This window comes from Streptomyces sp. NPDC058671 (assembly GCF_042716475.1).
Classification (GTDB): domain Bacteria; phylum Actinomycetota; class Actinomycetes; order Streptomycetales; family Streptomycetaceae; genus Streptomyces.
The window spans coordinates 150,044-166,288 of sequence record NZ_JBHXSA010000002.1; the positions used below are offsets into that span (position 1 = coordinate 150,044).

The window sequence follows — 16,245 nt, forward strand, 5'->3', positions numbered from 1 at the left end:
GGGACTGCGAGAGGGCGGCTCTGACCTGCACACTGGCGCTCAGGTCAGAGGGTGGCGCGTCAGTGCGCAGCAGGGTGGGGCAGAGTCGGGCAGAAAAGAGATCGCGGCGGTGCTGGTTCTCTCAGCGCGCCGGACAGATGGCGCTGGACATGCGGCCTAGGTCGACGTGCCGCCGACTCACCAAGGCAATTCCAGTTCCAGACATGACGGAAGCGTGTCACGGGACTTTGGACTCAGTCCAGCATCGTCCAGAATGCGGACATAGTCGTCTCGCTTGTCGAGATGGCGTGATGCGGGTCACGCGCGAGGGGCCCTGATCGGGCCCCTTCAGGTCTCCTCGGCGCGGTCTCAGGCGTGAGCGCCGGGCCACGGCCCGGGGGTCTCGGTCTCCTCGACCTGTTCGACCTTCGTGTCGAACAGCCGGAAGCCGCGCCGCTCGTAGTTGGCCATCGCGTGCGGGCCGTCGAGCGAGCAGGTATGCAACCAGACCCGCTTCGTCGCCTCCCGCTCCGGCCAGCGCTCGGCCAGGTCCCAGGCCCTGGCCACCCCGTACGAGAGGAGATGACCGCCGATCCGGCGCCCCCGGAAGGCCGGGACCAGGCCGAAGTAGACGATCTCCACCACACCGTCGTCCTGCGGGTCGAGTTCCACGTACCCGGCGGGCGTCCCCCTGTCGTACGCCACCCAGATCTCGGCGCCCGGCTTCTCCACGATCTCCTGCCACTGCTTGTAGGTCAGTGACAACCGGTCGGACCAGCGGATGTCACCGCCGACCGCCGTATAGAGGAAGCGGCTGAACTCCGCCGAGGGCACCTCGGCGCGCAGGACCGTCACGTCGTCGCCCTCCGGCGGGGCGGCGGGCCGCAGGTCGGAGGGGGAGGTCTGTTCGAGGGACCAGGTGGTGAGAGTGATGCTCATGAGGTCATCGCATCATGCGGAGCGAGGGATTCCCAGAGCGGGTCCGGCTCCGCCCGGCCCGCCGGAAGACGCATGTCCGCATGGTGGACACCACGACGTCGTCCGGTTCTCCGGGCCGTCCAGGTCGCGGGTCGCCCAGCGCCCTTCGTGGGGATCAGACCCCGCGAGACCGGCCTGACCGATCGAGAGGCCTACGTCGCCGCCCCGGACCGCACCGCCGGGGCCAGCGAGTGGGGCAGGAGCTCCGACGGGCGCTCCGGACGCAGGACCTCCACCGCCACCTCCTCCCGGAAGCGGTACGGGCGGTGCGCCAGGACCCCCGCCAGGTTCCGGCGCACCCGGGACATCTCCGCCCGGACGGTCACCGCGCGCGTACGGTCCCCGAACACGTCGCCCGCGAGCTCCGCCGCCGTCCGCCCGTCCCGGTGCACCGCCAGTACATAGAGGAGCTCCGCGTGCCGGGGACTCAGCTCCTGCTGCCAGCTGCCCGCCACCCCCGAGACGGCCACCGTCCAGCGGCGCGGCCGGCGCAGATCGAGGACCACCCGGCTCACCGCCTCCGCGCCCGGCGCCTGCGCCGCCGTCTCCTCCTCGACCCGCAGCAGCCAGCCGCCGGGCAGCGGCTCCACCGAGCACACGCCGAGCGAGGGGATCCACATCCGGCCGGACCGGAAGGACCTCGGGAGCGGGATCCGGTCCATCGGCGCGACCCCCGTCACCGCCGCCGTCCAGCCGTGGGTGTCCACCGCGACCGCCCGGCCCCCCACCCGGCACAGGATCGGCGCCGCCACCGCCCGCAACCGCTCCACCGACCGCCGGTGCCGCTCCCGCATCTCGGCCTCGGCGAGCTGGGCCACCGAGTCGACCAGGGCCAGCATCGCCGGATGGAAGGTGGACGCCGGACCGCTCACGTCCAGGATGCCGAGGAGCCGCCGGTCGCGCGGGTCGTGCACGGGCGCCGCGGCGCAGGTCCAGTTGTGGAGGGTGTGCACATAGTGCTCGGCGGAGTGCACCTGTACCGCACGGCCCATGGCGAGGGCCGTGCCGACCGCGTTGGTGCCCGCGGTGTGCTCGGTCCAGGCCGCGCCCTCCTCCAGACAGATCCCGTTCGCCTGCCGCATCACCGCCAGGTTCCCCTGGCGCCACAGCACCCGGCCGTGCTCGTCGGTGACCACCATGATCTGCAGCGAGGTGTCGGCGATCCCGGCGAGCCCGCCGCTCAGCGTCTGCATGACCTCCGCGAGGAGGGTGGACCTCCGGCGCTCCTCCAGCTCGTCCCGCTGGAGCAGCACGCTGCTCGTCCCCTGGTCGGGGTCGAGTCCGAGCCGGGCCATCCGCTGCCACGAGGCGTCGATCACCGGGCGGGGCGCGATGGGAGGCGTACGGCCCGCGAGGGTCTCCTCGCGCACCCGGTGGAGCAGGCGGCTGGCCTGGGTGGTGTCCATGGCGGCGAGGCGCTTCATGTCGAGCTGCGTGTTCTGCATCGGTCTCTCCCAGCCACCCGGGTGCTGTATCGGTTCTGCACGGGGCAGATGTCCGGAGTGTCGGTGCCCATCGTGCCGTCCGTGACCACCCGGCGAGACCCGGTTCGGGTAATCCTGCAACCCTTTGCAACTCTGGCCGCCGACCGGCCCTCCGGGCGAAGCTGAGGCAAGCGGCGGGTGGTGCCGTGTCGGCGCAGCACCACCCCCGCTTCTCCGCCGGCGGCTGCGCGGCCCTACGCCGCCTTTTCGCCGGTGTCGGCGCAGCACCACCCGCCCCTCCGCGCACACCGACCGGCGGGACCGGGCCCCGTCGCACCGCCGCCGGCGCCCGCCGTCTGTCTGCCGCCCCGCCGGGCCCCTCAGACCTCCACCCGCGCCCGCTCCACCACCGCCCGCAGGTCCAGGGTGTGCGGCAGCGTCCCGAAGGCCGAACCGCCGTCCCCGCCCAGCCGCCCCGCGCAGAACGCGTCCGCGACCTCCGGGGGCGCCCAGCGCACGAGCAGCGCGCCCTGGAGGACCAGCGCGAGCCGCTCCGTGAGCCGCCGCGCCCGCGCCTCGATCCCGTCCAGATCCGCCAGCTCGGTCAGCACGCCCCGGATCGCCCGGTCGAGACGCGGGTCCGCGCCCCGCGCCGCCCCGACCTCCCGCAGGAACGCGTCGAGGGACGCCGGTTCGGTCCGCAGCACCCGGACCACGTCGAGCGCCTGGACGTTCCCCGAGCCCTCCCACACCGAGTTGAGCGGCGACTCCCGCAGCAGCCGGGGCATCCCCGACTCCTCCACGTACCCGTTGCCGCCGAGGCACTCCAGCGCCTCCGCCACCATCGGCGTACACCGCTTCGTCACCCAGTACTTCGCCGCCGGTACGGCGATGCGGAGCAGAGCCCGCTCCTGCTCGGCGTCGCCGCCGTCGGCATCGCCGGCGTCGTAGGCCGCCGCGAGACGCATGGCCAGGGTCGTGGCCGCCTCCGACTCCAGGGCCAGATCGGCCAGCACGTTCCGCATCAGCGGCTTGTCGACGAGGAGCCCGCCGAAGGCGCTGCGGTACGCGCAGTGGTGCACGGCCTGCGTCACCGCCTGCCGCATCAGCGCCGCCGAGCCGACGACGCAGTCGAGCCGGGTCGCCGCCACCATCCCCATGATCGTGCGCAGTCCGCGACCCTCCTCGCCGACCCGGCGCGCCCAGGTCGTCCCGTCGAACTCCACCTCGGCGGAAGCGTTCGAACGGTTGCCCAGCTTGTCCTTGAGCCGCTGGAGCGCGAAGGCGTTCCGCGAGCCGTCCGCGAGCACCCGCGGCACCAGGAAGCACGTCAGCCCCGCCGGGGCCTGCGCCAGGACGAGGAAGGCGTCCGACATCGGCGCCGAACAGAACCACTTGTGCCCGGTCAGGACGTACTCACCGTCGGCCGCCAGCGGACGCGCCTCCGTCGTGTTCGACCGGACGTCGCTGCCGCCCTGCTTCTCCGTCATGCCCATCCCGAGCAGCGCCCCGGCCTTCTCCGCGACCGGACGGAGCCCCCACTCGTACACGTGGGAGGTGGCGGCGGGCTCCCAGACCTCCGCGACCTCCGGCTCGGCGCGCAGCGCGGGCACCGCCGCGTGCGTCATCGACAGGGGGCAGCCGTGCCCCGCCTCCACCTGGGACATCACCAGGAACCCGGCCGCCCGGCGGACATGACCACCCGGACGGCCCCACGCGTCGGTCAGGCCGGCCCCCACCGACTTGCCGAGGAGCCGGTGCCAGGCCGGATCGAACACGACCTCGTCGATCCGGTGGCCGTACCGGTCGTGCGTCAGCAGCCGGGGCGGATTCTCGTTCGCCCGCTCGCCCCAGGCCCGCATCTGTGCCGAACCGGCCGCCTTCCCCAGGACTTCGAGGTCGCCGCGGGCCGCGTCGACGAGCTCCGGCGCGAGGTGCCGTTCGACCGCTTCCGCGAGCGCCCGATCGCTGCCGTAGACGTCATGTCCCACCAGGGGCGGAGCCTGGTTGGTCACGGTGTGGGTGGTCGCTGTCATGCCGATACGGTAAGCAGGTGCAGGCAGCAAGCGAAACACCCGATCGGCCCGAGCGTCGGCCCTGGAGCAGGCTCCACCGCGCGCGTGTCCTCTACCGCAACGTCTCGAAGCGGAAGATGGTCTGGCTGCTCCTCAAGGACACGGTCAACTCGTGCATCGAGTACCGGATCCTCGGCCTCGCCGCCGAGGCCGCCTTCTTCACCCTGCTGTCCCTGCCGCCGCTGCTCCTCGGCCTGATCGCCCTCCTGGGCTACGCCGACGACTGGACCAACACGGACACCGTGGCGAGCATCCAGGAGAACATCCTCCGAGCCGCCGGAACGGTGCTCTCCGACCGGGGCGTCGACGACATCGCCAAACCGATCCTGGACGACGTGACCCAGGGCAACCGGGCGGACCTCATCTCCCTCGGCTTCGCCATCGCCCTCTGGTCCGGCTCGCGCGCGGTGAACGTCTTCATCGACACCATCACCGTCATGTACGGGCTCGACGGCCACCGCGGCATCGTCAAGACCCGCCTCCTCGCCTTCCTGCTCTACCTGGTGGCCCTGGTCCTCGGAGCCGTCGTGCTGCCCCTCGCGGTCGTCGGCCCCGACCGGGTGGTCGAACTCGTCCCCTTCGGCACGGAGGTCGTCGCCGTCCTCTACTGGCCGGCCGTCATCCTGCTGTCCATCGCCTTCCTCACCACGCTCTACCACGTGTCCGTACCCGTCAGATCGCCGTGGATCGAGGACATCTTCGGCGCCCTGGTCGCGCTCGGGATGTGGGTCCTCGGCAGCTTCCTGCTGCGCATCTACCTCACCAGCCAGGTGGAGGGCCCCACGATCTACGGTTCCCTCGCCGCTCCCATCGCCGTCCTCCTCTGGATCGGCATCTCCGCCTTCGCCGTGCTCGTCGGCGCCGCCGTGAACGCCGCCATCGACCGCGTCTGGCCCTCCGTCGCCACGGCCGCGGCCCGCGAGGCCAACGAGCGGGCCCGCGCCTTCCAGGCGGCGGAACTCGTCGCCCGGGTCCGTGCAGAGGCCGAGGACGTCGACGAGGACGATCCCGACATGCCCTCGGAGTTCCCCGAACGCTGGTCGAGGTTCCTGCCCCCGGACGACGTGAAGTCCCGCCTCCACTCGGGCTGGGAGAAGGACTGACGGCGCGGCAGACCGGTCTTCGCCCCGTGTACGAGGAGCGCCCCGCCCAGCTCGACGGAGCCGTCCTGTGGACCAGGACCGCCGGCCCCGCCGCGGAGAGCCCCCGCCCGGTCCTGCCCGACGGCTGCATGGACCTGATCTGGGCGGACGGCCACCTCCTCGTCGCCGGACCCGACACACGCGCGTACGTACCGACGGAGACCGCCGCACGGTACGCGGGAATCCGCTTCGCCCCCGGTGACGCGCCCGCCTTCCTCGGCGTCCCTGCCCACGAACTCCGCGACCGGCGGGTCGCCCTCGGAGAGCTGTGGGGCGGGGCGCGGGCGCGTCGCCTCGGAGAGCGGATCACGGAGGACCCTGACCCGGCGGCCGCCCTGGACGCCCTCGTACGGCGGCGGGCCGCCGACGCGCCCGCACCCGATCCGCTGCTCCGGGCCGTCGCCGCCCGGCTCGCCGCGGGCCGGACGGTCGCGGAGACGGCCGAGGCGGTCGGGCTCGGCGCCCGGCGGCTGCACCGGCGGTCCCTGACCGCCTTCGGCTACGGTCCCAAGACCCTCGCGCGCGTCCTCCGGCTCCAACGCGCCCTCGCCCTCGTCCTGTCCGGCACGCCCTACGCGGACGCAGCCCTCCGCGCGGGCTACGCCGACCAGGCCCACCTCGCCCGTGAGACCCGGGCCCTCGCGGGCACGACGCTGGGCGCCTACACGCGCGGGGCAGCGGCGTCGGCGAAGAGCGACACGCCCGAACCGTCCGGGTCGAGCACCACCGCGTAACGCTGCCCCCAGACGGCGTCCCAGGGCTTCAGATGACCCCGGTACCCGGCGGCGAGCAGCTCCTCGTACACCGCGTCCACCGCCGCCGCCGCACCGCACCGGAAGGCGAGCTCGACCCGGTGCCCGCCCTCGGGCCGCCTCCACCCGGGGTCGAAGGAACGCACGACGTCCTCGGTGTCCCACGCGATCCGCACCCCACCGGCCACCACCACCTCCACGTGCGGCGCGGGCTCGGCCCCCTCGGGGATGTCAAGGCCGAGCCGACGGTAGAAGGCGAGCGAGGCGGCCATGTCGGAGACGACGAGACCGACCAGATCGAGACGGGGTGTCATACCGGGTGCTGTGTCCATGCCCCGCACGCTAGGCGCCGCGCCCCGCCGAGGTCTTGGACGAATCGGACGTGCGCGGGGCGTCCGGAAAAACCTGTGGCGCGTGCCGGGCCGTTCCGGCTACGGTGAATCCCGTACAAGATCGCGAAAGACACAGGAGGTGTGACCGATGGCTGTCGTCGTCACGACGGGCATGGCCCGTACGCCGAAGTTCGTCCACTCCACCTCCGTGGCCACCGGCTGACCTCACCGTTCCTCACACGCCGGCCGGGGCCATCCCTGTGAAGGGTCCCCCTTGTCTTTCCCGCTCTCCCTCGATTCCTCCTCTTCTCTCCTCGACGCCCACGGCTGGGACTCCGGCTGGGCCGCCGCCTTCGCGCCCTACGCCGCCCAGGGACTCGTCCCGGGACGGGTCATCCGTGTCGACCGGGGCCAGTGCGACGTCGCCACCGAGGAAGGGGTCGTCCGCGCCGACACGGCGTTCGTGACCCCGCACGATCCCCTCCGGGTCGTCTGCACCGGCGACTGGGCCGCCGTCGACCCGGCGGGTGTCCGCGACCCCCGGTACGTACGGGCCTGCCTGCCGCGCCGTACCGCCTTCGCGCGGTCCACCTCGTCCAAGCGGTCCGAGGGACAGATCCTCGCCGCCAACGTCGACCACGCCGTCATCACCGTCTCCCTCGCCGTCGAGCTCGACCTCGGCCGGATCGAACGCTTCCTCGCCCTGGCCTGGGAGTCCGGCGCCCAGCCGACCGTCGTCCTCAGCAAGGCCGACCTCGTGCCCGACCCGGTCGGACTCTCCTACCTCGTCGAGGACGTGGAGACGGTCGCCCCCGGCGTGCAGGTGCTGCCCCTCAGCTCCACCACCGGCGAGGGCCTCGACGTGCTCGCCGCGACCGTCGCCGGCGGCACGACCGTGCTCCTCGGCGTCTCCGGCGCCGGGAAGTCGACCCTCGCCAACGTGCTCGTCGGCGAGGACGTCATGACCGTCCAGGCCGCCCGCGACATCGACGGCAAGGGCCGCCACACCACCACCACGCGCAACCTCTTCGTGCTGCCGGGCGGGGGAGTCCTCATCGACACCCCCGGGCTGCGCGGGGTCGGACTCTGGGACGCCGAGACCGGCGTCGGCCAAGTCTTCGCGGAGATCCAGGAACTGGCCGGGAACTGCCGTTTCCACGACTGCGGCCACGAGTCGGAGCCGGGCTGCGCGGTCGCCGCGGCGATCGAGGACGGCACGCTGTCGGTGCGCCGTCTGGAGAGCTACCGCAAACTGCTCCGTGAGAACCAGCGGATCGTCGCCAAGACCGACGCCCGGCTGCGCACCGAGATGCTCAAGGACTGGAAGCGCCGGCACGCGGCGGGCCGCAAGGCACTGGAGATGAAGCGCGGGCACAGCCGGTAGCCGGACCGGGGTCGTCCCGGGCGCGGTGTCCGAAAAGCGCCAGCCGTCTGGTGTGCGAGCTCGCACACTGGAACCATGAGGGACGACGACACCCGCTACGAGGCGGTCAGCAGCAGGGACGCGCGGTTCGACGGAGAGTTCTTCTTCGCCGTCCGGACCACCGGTATCTACTGCCGTCCCAGCTGCCCCGCCGTCACCCCCAAGCGGCAGAACGTCGCGTTCTTCCCGACGGCCGCCGCCGCCCAGGGACACGGCTTCCGCGCCTGCCGCCGCTGCCGGCCGGACGCCGTGCCCGGCTCCGCCGAGTGGAACGTACGGGCCGATGTCGTCGGGCGCGCCATGCGGATGATCGGCGACGGCGTCGTCGACCGCGAGGGCGTGCCCGGCCTCGCCGGACGCCTCGGCTACAGCACCCGGCAGGTGCAGCGCCAGCTCACCGCCGAGCTCGGCGCCGGGCCCGTCGCGCTCGCCCGCGCCCAGCGGGCGCACACCGCGCGGCTGCTGCTCCAGACCACCGGGCTGCCCGTCACCGAGATCGCCTTCGCGGCCGGCTTCGCCAGCGTCCGCCAGTTCAACGAGACGATCCGCGCCGTGTACGCGAGGACGCCCTCCGCCCTGCGCGCGGAGGCGGGCAGCGGCGCCGGAGCCCGTACCGCCCTCGCCGCCGGAGTCCCGCTGCGGCTCGCCCACCGGGGGCCGTACGCGGCCGGCGAGGTCTTCGACCTGCTCGCCGCCGAGGCCCTGCCCCGTCTGGAAGAGGTCGTCGGAACCCCCGGCGCCCGCACCTACCGGCGTACGCTCCGCCTCCCGTACGGCACCGGCGTCGTCTCCGTCGACGAGCGCTCCGCCGGGCGCTGGCTGGACGCCCGCATCCACCTCACCGAGCTGCGCGACCTCACCACCGCCGTGCACCGGCTGCGCCACCTGTTCGACCTGGACGCCGACCCGTACGCGGTCGCCGAGCGCCTCGGGGCGGCACCCGGGCTCGCCGCCGAGGTAGCCGCCCGGCCCGGCGTACGCTCCCCGGGCACGGCCGACCCCGAGGAGTTCGCGCTGCGGACGGTGCTCGGCGCCGAGGAGTCGGCGCGGCTCGTCGAGCGGTACGGCACCCCCCTGGCCACGGCCTGCGGCACCCTCACCCATGTCTTCCCGCAACCGGCGGCCCTGACCGGCCACCCCGTCGCCGGCCCGCTGGCCCGCGCCCTCGCCGACGGAGCCGTGCGCCTCGACCCCGGCGCGGACCGCGACGACGCCGAGCGTGCCCTGCTCGCCGTCCCCGGGGTGACCGCGCGGGCGGCGGCCCTGATCCGCATGAGGTCCCTGGGCGACCCGGACGTCGCACCGAAGGACGGCCCGGACGCGGAGGAGTGGCGCCCGTGGCGCTCGTACGCGGCGCGCTACCTCGCCTACACCACGACGGCCTGAACGGCCGGCACCCGGGCGGCGCTCGGCCGCTGGCCGGCACTCGCCCTGGGTGGCGCTCCGCCCCCGGCTCACGCTCGCCCCCCACCGATGCCGCCCCGCCCCCGCTCCCCGGCTCACCCGCACGCTCAGCCCCAGAGCACCGCGCCCGCCCACGCCCCCACGATCAGCAGACACGCGAAGAGTTCGACGAGCACGCTCCTGCCGGCCGCCCTCATCACCGTCCGCGTCGCCGCCCAGGCCTGGCCGTGACCGCCGAGCCGAAGCCGCTCCGCGAGATAGACCCCGCCGACGAAACCGGGGACCGCGCCGACCACCGGGACCACGACGAAGCCCAGGAGCGCGCCCACCCCGGCGTACGTCACCATCTGCCGGTTGATGCCGACGCCCCGGAACCGGCGTGGCGGCAGCTGCCAGACGACCACCTGGGTGAGGAGCAGCAGCCCGGTCGCGGAGGCCAGCAGGATCCAGGCGAGGTCCGTCCGCTCGTGGAGCGACCACCACAGCATCGCCGCCCACACCAGCCACGTCCCCGGCACACCGGGAGCCAGTACCCCGGACAGTCCGAGCAGCATCACCGTCGCGACCATCAGGAGCTGCCACACACCCACGCTGACCAGCGTCCCCCACATTCCACGAACCCGCAGGTCGCGGCCGCCATCCGGGGGCGCGAGCCCGCAGGCGCGCCGGCGCGCGCCCTCAGCCGCGCGCCACCCACCCCTTCTCGTACGCGTGCCAGCCCAGCTGCAACCGGGTCGTCACCCCGGTCAGCTCCATCAGCCCCTTCACCCGCCGCTGCACCGTCCGCAGCCCCAGGTCCAGCTGCTTGGCCACGCTCGCGTCCGTCATCCCGGCCAGGAGCAGCGACAGGATCTCCAGGTCCATGACGTCCGGGCCCGGCGCCTCGTCCTCGGTGATCTGCGCGCCCGCCCCCAGCCTCAGCGGCAGCGCGTCACGCCACACCGACTCGAACAGGCCCATCAGCGATTCGAGGAGCCCGCTCGCGTGCACGACGATCGCCGCGGGCTCCGCGCCCCGGCCGGTCAGCGGCACCATCGCCAGGTTCCCGTCGGCGATCACCAGCTTCGTGGGGACCCGGTCCGCGACCCGGATCCGCTCCTCACGGCCGAGCGCCGCCGACAGTTCGAGGAGCCCGGTCGGGAGGGTGAGCACCTCGCGCTCGACCACCACCCGGTAGCGCACCCCCCGCCCGGCGGCCTGTTCCTCCGCGTCGTTCTCCATCCCGGAGACCGCGATCGGCTTGCCCGTCACCAGGGCGCAGACCTCCTCCTGCGCGCCCAGCTGGAGCTGGAGGAAGCGGTGGGTGACGGCGCTCGCTCCGGTCACCACCTCCACCAGGTCGTGCACGGCCGCCTCCGCGGCCTCCGCCCGGTACTCCTCGGCGAGCAGCTTCGCCGTCAGCTCCGCCTGCTCCAGCTCGTGCCGCTGCTGGGTCAACAGGGCGCCGAGCGCCACTCCCGGCGGCGCCGCCACCCACCGTCCGACCCCGGCCGACGACTGCGCGGCGAGCCCCTGCGACTCGAGGCGGCGCAGCGCCCGCTCGGTGTCCCGCTCGGGCAGGGCGAGCCGGTGCGCGAGGTCCGTCACCTCGGCCGCGCCGAGGGCGACCAGCGCCCGGTACGCGGACTCCTGGCGTTCGTCGAGTCCTATCGCTCCCAGCATGGATGCCCCGCCCCTCGCCCCACCGCCGGTGGGAGGCCCGGACCTTCCCAGGACATGCACCGGAGACATTCGTTCCGTTGGTGACCTGGCGGAAAGCGGCCACGGCGCATTTCCGCCGTCCCCATCATCCCTGCACCGCCCTCACCTCTGCCAATGTGGCGCCACCGCGGTATCAACAGCCACCGGAGACGGGTGTTCTGTGCCTGTTTTCCGGAATCAGACGGGGAGAGCGATGCGCCCGATTTCGCGTACGGCCCTGGGGGCGGCGACCGCCGCCGTCCTCGCCGTCACCGCGGTCGCGCCGTCCGCGGCGGACGAACCGCAGGACGAGGTCACCCCCGCCCGGCAGGCCCCCGCGAAGACCCCGTACGTCTACAACCTCGCCTTCCCGGACGCCCGTCCGGTCCGAGCTGAAAGGAACTACCGTGTGCGGCATGCCCCGTTGGGGCGTACGGATGTGGCCTACGGTTCGGTCGGCATGGCCATCGACCTCCCGGCCGCCCACCGGCCGAACCCGGGAGGGAACTCCTGGCCGTTCGGTGTCCTCCACGTACCGGCCGAAGCCGGGACGTACACGCTCGAAACAGAACACCCTGAAGATCGGCGGCAAGCTGGGGCCCGCTCCCCATCCGTCAACTCGATGGGGGAATTCACCTCCAAGATTGACGAGAGCGTCTATTCTCAGGGCATCCCGATTCTCTTCCCCCGGTACGATCTTCCGGAGGGCGGACTCAAGACCCTCGCCGCGACCGACGGCCAACACATCGGCCTCACCGCGACGGGTCACGCGGGCTACATCCCCGCAGCGCTCACCTCGGCGAAGCTTTCGTACTCCTACGACGGGGGTACGACCTGGACCGAAGCGCGGGTCTTCCAGCAGGGCGGTCACCGGACCGCGACCGTGAACCACGCGGGCGCGACCGGAAGGCCCGTCACCCTGAAGACCCGACTGACGGACGCCAACGGCAACTCCGTCACCCAGACCGTGGTCCGCGCCTACGACGTGCGCTGACCACGCGGTCCGCCGGGCGTCCTTCCCGTGGGGGGTGGGGCCGCCCGGCGGACCACCCATTCGCAGCAACGGTTTTCCCCATGTCCCGTTTTCCGGCGCCGTGCGGGGTGGAAAATAGGGACATGACTCAGCAGGGGGACAGCAGCTGGTGGGACGAGCTCTACGGCGAGTCGGCGCCGGACACGGCCCCGACGGTCGCGGGTGACACCCTTGACGACCACTTCGCCGCGGCGACCCGCGCCACGACGGGCCCGCCCCCACCCCACCCGCCGGACCGGACCCCGGAGCCGGCCCCGGCGACGAAGCCCGCCCCGGTGCCGCCCCGACCGGACCTGGCGCCCGGTCAGGCCCCGACACCAGGGCCGGCCCCGACGCCCGGTCAGGCCGCGCCGACCGCGCAGGCGCCCGTAACAGGGCAGGCGCCCGCGACCGGGCAAGCCCCGCCGCCCGGGCAGGCCCCGGTCCTCGCGTCGTCGGTGGCGGCCGAGGCCGTGGACGGGCGGGCCCCGTGGGAGTCGCCCGCTGCCGGGCCGCGGACCTTCCCCTCCCCGCCGCCTCCCCCGCCCCCGGTGGAGGCGCCCACCGTCCACGTGCCGGTGCCGCCGCCACCCGGCGCCGCCCCCCGGAAGCCGGAGCAGGACCCCGAGTCCGGTGCCGAAGGGGACCCCGGCCTCACCGTCGACGGCTCCGTGCCCCGGCCCCGTACCGGACACGTCGGCAGCCGCCCGCCCACCTACGAGCCCGAGCCGACCGCCCTGCCCGTCGCCAGGCCCGGTGAGCTCGGCGAGCTGGTCCCGGACACCGTCCTCGACGGCGCCCGCTACGGCACCTGCACGGTACGGGCCGCCTCCGTCCGGGGCGACTCCGCCCGCTACCGGGGCGAGCCCCGCCGCGACGCCCTGCTCACCGCCCGCTTCGGCCACGACGAGACCGCGCTCGTCCTCGTCGCCGTCGCCGCCGGGTCCCGCGCCGCCGAGGACGCCCACCTCGCCGCCGCCGACGCCTGCCGGTGGATCGCCGAGGCCGTCTGCCGCAGCCACGCCCGGCTCTCCGACGACATCAGGTCCGGTCGCCGCGGCGACCTCAAGTCGGGACTGCACCGGCTCACCGACCGTACGTACGGCAAGCTGCGGGCCCGCGCCGCCGAGCGGGGCCTCGCCCCCGACGAGTACACCGCCACCCTCCGCTGTCTGCTCCTCCCCGCCGACCCCGCCTGCCGCACCCGGATCTTCTTCGGCATCGGCGGCGGCGGTCTCCTCCGGCTCCGCGACGGCGCCTGGCAGGACATCGAACCGCTCCTGCCCGAACCGGCCGCCGTCACCGGCGCCCCCGTCGTCGGCTTCGGCTCGCCGCCCCCGAGTCCGACGCCGAGCCGGACGCCGAGCCCGACGCCGAATCCGCCCCCGGGCCGGCCCCCGGGTCCGCCCGCGGCGGCCGTGCCCTCCGAGACCGAGGAGGGCGACCGGCTCACCATGGACCTCGGCATCACCACCGCCCCCGCGCCGCTCGTCGAGGACCCCGTGCCGGCGCCCGCCGAGCCGTTCCGCTTCCGTGCCTCCGTCGCCCGTCCCGGTGACACCCTGCTCCTCGCCTCGCCCGGCCTCGCCGAGCCGATGCGCGGCGAACCCGCGCTCGCCCGCGCGCTGGCCGGCCGCTGGGCCGGCACCGAGGCCCCCGGACTCGCCGCCTTCCTCGCCGACACCCAGGTGAGGGTGACCGGTTACGCCGACGACCGTACGGCGGTGGGTGTCTGGGAGGCGTAACCCGCCGGGCCATGTGTTGATGGAGCCATGGCCAAACAGAACGTGGCGGAACAGTTCGTCGACATCCTCGTGCGCGCGGGCGTGCGACGCCTGTACGGCGTCGTCGGTGACAGCCTCAACCCGGTCGTCGACGCGATCCGCCGCACCCGGGGAATCGACTGGATCCAGGTGCGGCACGAGGAGACCGCGGCCTTCGCCGCCGGCGCCGAGGCGCAGATCACCGGCGGCCTCGCCGCCTGCGCGGGCTCCTGCGGGCCGGGCAATCTCCACCTGATCAACGGGCTGTACGACGCCCACCGCTCGATGGCCCCCGTCCTGGCCCTCGCCTCACAGATCCCGTCCAGCGAGATCGGCCTCGGCTACTTCCAGGAGACCCACCCGGACCAGCTGTTCCGCGAGTGCAGCCACTACAGCGAACTCATCTCCAACCCCCAGCAGATGCCCCGGCTGCTCCACACGGCGATCCAGCACGCCGTCGGCCGCCGGGGCGTCAGCGTGGTCTCCCTGCCCGGTGACGTCGCCTCGCAGCCTGCCCCGGAGAAGTCGGTGGAGACGGCCCTCGTCACCACCCGGCCCACCGTCCGGCCGGGGGACACCGAGATCGACGCCCTCGTACGAATGATCGACGACGCCGACCGCGTGACGCTCTTCTGCGGCAGCGGAACGGCCGGGGCGCACGCCGAGGTGATGCAGTTCGCCGAACGGGTCAAGGCCCCGGTCGGCCACGCCCTGCGCGGCAAGGAGTGGATCCAGTACGACAATCCGTACGACGTGGGCATGAGCGGCCTCCTCGGGTACGGCGCCGCCTACGAGGCCACCCACGAGTGCGATCTGCTGATCCTGCTCGGCACCGACTTCCCGTACAGCGCCTTCCTCCCCGACGACGTGAAGATCGTGCAGGTGGACATCCGGCCCGAGCACCTCGGCCGTCGCTCCCGGCTCGATCTCGCCGTCTGGGGCGACGTCCGCGAGACCCTGCGCTGTGTGATCCCGCGCGTCCGCCCCAAGAAGGACCGCCGCTTCCTCGACAAGATGCTGAAGAAGCACGCCGGCGCCCTCGAAGGCGTCGTCAGGGCCTACACCCGCAAGGTCGAGAAACACGTCCCCGTCCACCCCGAGTTCGTGGCGTCCGTGATCGACGAACTGGCCGACGACGACGCCGTGTTCACGGTGGACACGGGAATGTGCAACGTCTGGGCGGCCCGCTATCTCAGCCCCAACGGGCGGCGCAGGATCATCGGCTCCTTCAGCCACGGCTCGATGGCGAACGCCCTGCCCCAGGCCATCGGCGCCCAGTTCACCGACCGGAACCGCCAGGTCGTCACGCTCTCCGGCGACGGCGGCTTCTCCATGCTGATGGGCGACTTCCTCACCCTCGTGCAGTACGACCTGCCCGTGAAGGTGATCGTGTTCGACAACTCCTCGCTCGGCATGGTCGAACTGGAGATGCTGGTCGCCGGACTCCCCTCGTACGGAACGACGAACAAGAACCCGGACTTCGCGGCGATCGCCCGCGCCGCCGGTGCCTACGGCGTCCGCGTCGAGAAGCCCAAGCAGCTGAGGAGCGCGCTCAAGGACGCCTTCGCGCACAAGGGCCCGGCCCTGGTGGACGTCGTCACCGACCCCAACGCGCTCTCCATCCCCCCGAAGATCAAGGCCGACATGGTGACCGGCTTCGCCCTCTCCGCCAGCAAGATCGTCCTGGACGGGGGAGTGGGCCGGATGGTCCAGATGGCGCGCTCCAACCTGCGCAACGTGCCCCGGCCCTGAGGGAGTGCGGGCGTCGTGGTGGGGCATGCATCCCGGGAGCCTGTTCGACGCGATCTGTGGGTGGGGGGATATGGCCGGGGAGCCGCGACAGCCGACTCGACTGCTCAGAAAGGTGGGATGCGAGGATCTCACCGCGGTGCCGGAGGTGCGCCACGCACTGCGTGACCTGCTGCGGAGGTGGGGCGGACCGGGCGCCTCCGACGTGGCGGAACTCCTCACCAGCGAACTCGTGACCAACGCGCTGATCCACACCGAGCACGGAGCCGTCGTCACCGCGACGGTCGTGCCCGAGCAACTGAGGGTCGAGGTACGTGACTTCGTCCCCGGCATCACCCCGCCGCACGTACCGCCCGCCGACGACGGTACGCACGGCAGGGGGCTCGTCCTCGTCGAGGCCCTCGCCGACTCCTGGGGGGTGGAGGACCAGGAGGTGGGCAAGGTGGTGTGGTTCGAACTGAACGGCGGGGCCGCCCGGGAGGCGACCCCGCCGACGCGCGCGGTGGACGGTACGTCCGGCTGACGGCGAGGT

At 73.3% G+C, this 16,245-nt stretch carries 15 protein-coding genes; 8 read left to right on the forward strand and 7 right to left on the reverse strand.

All coding sequences use genetic code 11. The annotated features are described in order from the left end of the window. Positions 1-121: 121 nt before the first annotated feature. From ACFWV2_RS02855 to ACFWV2_RS02870, 4 genes are all read right to left on the reverse strand, one after another. A complete protein-coding gene (locus ACFWV2_RS02855) occupies positions 122-205 on the reverse strand; it encodes a putative leader peptide (protein ID WP_310591794.1) in 84 nt (27 codons plus the stop codon). A 143-nt stretch (positions 206-348) separates the two neighbouring features. Further along, positions 349-918: a GNAT family N-acetyltransferase gene (locus ACFWV2_RS02860; protein ID WP_384400680.1), complete on the reverse strand. Its 570-nt coding sequence runs from the start codon at positions 916-918 to the stop codon at positions 349-351. A 191-nt stretch (positions 919-1,109) separates the two neighbouring features. Next, positions 1,110-2,402 (reverse strand): GAF domain-containing protein, encoded by a 1,293-nt coding sequence (locus tag ACFWV2_RS02865; protein ID WP_384400683.1) that lies wholly within the window; start codon positions 2,400-2,402, stop codon positions 1,110-1,112. 359 nt (positions 2,403-2,761) lie between these two features. Beyond that, positions 2,762-4,417 carry an acyl-CoA dehydrogenase family protein gene (locus ACFWV2_RS02870; RefSeq protein WP_384400686.1) on the reverse strand — a complete coding sequence of 552 codons (1,656 nt, stop codon included), beginning with the start codon at positions 4,415-4,417 and terminating at the stop codon, positions 2,762-2,764. 17 nt (positions 4,418-4,434) lie between these two features. On the opposite strand from ACFWV2_RS02870, the gene ACFWV2_RS02875 reads away from it, so the two are divergent. Together ACFWV2_RS02875 and ACFWV2_RS02880 are read left to right on the forward strand one after the other, a co-directional pair. Next, complete coding sequence (locus ACFWV2_RS02875) at positions 4,435-5,559, forward strand: YihY/virulence factor BrkB family protein (protein WP_384400689.1); 1,125 nt, start codon at positions 4,435-4,437, stop codon at positions 5,557-5,559. A gap of 26 nt (positions 5,560-5,585) precedes the next feature. After that, the gene (locus ACFWV2_RS02880; RefSeq protein WP_384400692.1) at positions 5,586-6,332 is read left to right on the forward strand and encodes a helix-turn-helix domain-containing protein; all 747 of its coding nucleotides are present in this window, start codon (positions 5,586-5,588) and stop codon (positions 6,330-6,332) included. Here the strand turns inward: ACFWV2_RS02880 and ACFWV2_RS02885 are convergent. Continuing rightward, the gene (locus tag ACFWV2_RS02885) at positions 6,260-6,664 is read right to left on the reverse strand and encodes a VOC family protein (RefSeq protein ID WP_384401448.1); all 405 of its coding nucleotides are present in this window, start codon (positions 6,662-6,664) and stop codon (positions 6,260-6,262) included. The genes ACFWV2_RS02880 and ACFWV2_RS02885 overlap by 73 nt on opposite strands. 292 nt (positions 6,665-6,956) lie before the next feature. On the opposite strand from ACFWV2_RS02885, the gene rsgA reads away from it, so the two are divergent. Both rsgA and ACFWV2_RS02895 read left to right on the forward strand, forming a co-directional pair. After that, entirely contained in the window at positions 6,957-8,066 is a 1,110-nt protein-coding gene (gene rsgA / locus ACFWV2_RS02890) for a ribosome small subunit-dependent GTPase A (protein ID WP_360789776.1), read from the forward strand. A gap of 75 nt (positions 8,067-8,141) precedes the next feature. Continuing rightward, positions 8,142-9,491 carry a DNA-3-methyladenine glycosylase 2 family protein gene (locus ACFWV2_RS02895; RefSeq protein ID WP_384400695.1) on the forward strand — a complete coding sequence of 450 codons (1,350 nt, stop codon included), beginning with the start codon at positions 8,142-8,144 and terminating at the stop codon, positions 9,489-9,491. A 125-nt stretch (positions 9,492-9,616) separates the two neighbouring features. On the opposite strand, the gene ACFWV2_RS02900 is transcribed toward ACFWV2_RS02895, so the two are convergent. Both ACFWV2_RS02900 and ACFWV2_RS02905 read right to left on the reverse strand, forming a co-directional pair. Continuing rightward, positions 9,617-10,099, reverse strand: coding sequence for a DUF456 domain-containing protein (locus ACFWV2_RS02900; RefSeq protein ID WP_384400698.1), 483 nt, complete (start codon positions 10,097-10,099; stop codon positions 9,617-9,619). 88 nt (positions 10,100-10,187) lie between these two features. Continuing rightward, complete coding sequence (locus ACFWV2_RS02905) at positions 10,188-11,171, reverse strand: helix-turn-helix domain-containing protein (protein ID WP_384400700.1); 984 nt, start codon at positions 11,169-11,171, stop codon at positions 10,188-10,190. A 232-nt stretch (positions 11,172-11,403) separates the two neighbouring features. Here ACFWV2_RS02905 and ACFWV2_RS02910 point away from each other — a divergent pair, with 232 nt between their 5' ends. From ACFWV2_RS02910 to ACFWV2_RS02925, 4 genes are all read left to right on the forward strand, one after another. After that, entirely contained in the window at positions 11,404-12,183 is a 780-nt protein-coding gene (locus ACFWV2_RS02910; protein WP_384400703.1) for a hypothetical protein, read from the forward strand. Positions 12,184-12,305: 122 nt separating this feature from the next. After that, the gene (locus tag ACFWV2_RS02915) at positions 12,306-13,946 is read left to right on the forward strand and encodes a protein phosphatase 2C domain-containing protein (RefSeq protein WP_384400706.1); all 1,641 of its coding nucleotides are present in this window, start codon (positions 12,306-12,308) and stop codon (positions 13,944-13,946) included. A gap of 27 nt (positions 13,947-13,973) precedes the next feature. Continuing rightward, positions 13,974-15,716 (forward strand): pyruvate dehydrogenase, encoded by a 1,743-nt coding sequence (locus ACFWV2_RS02920; RefSeq protein ID WP_384400709.1) that lies wholly within the window; start codon positions 13,974-13,976, stop codon positions 15,714-15,716. Positions 15,717-15,786: 70 nt separating this feature from the next. Next, complete coding sequence (locus tag ACFWV2_RS02925) at positions 15,787-16,236, forward strand: ATP-binding protein (protein ID WP_384400711.1); 450 nt, start codon at positions 15,787-15,789, stop codon at positions 16,234-16,236. The last annotated feature ends 9 nt before the right edge of the window (positions 16,237-16,245 follow it).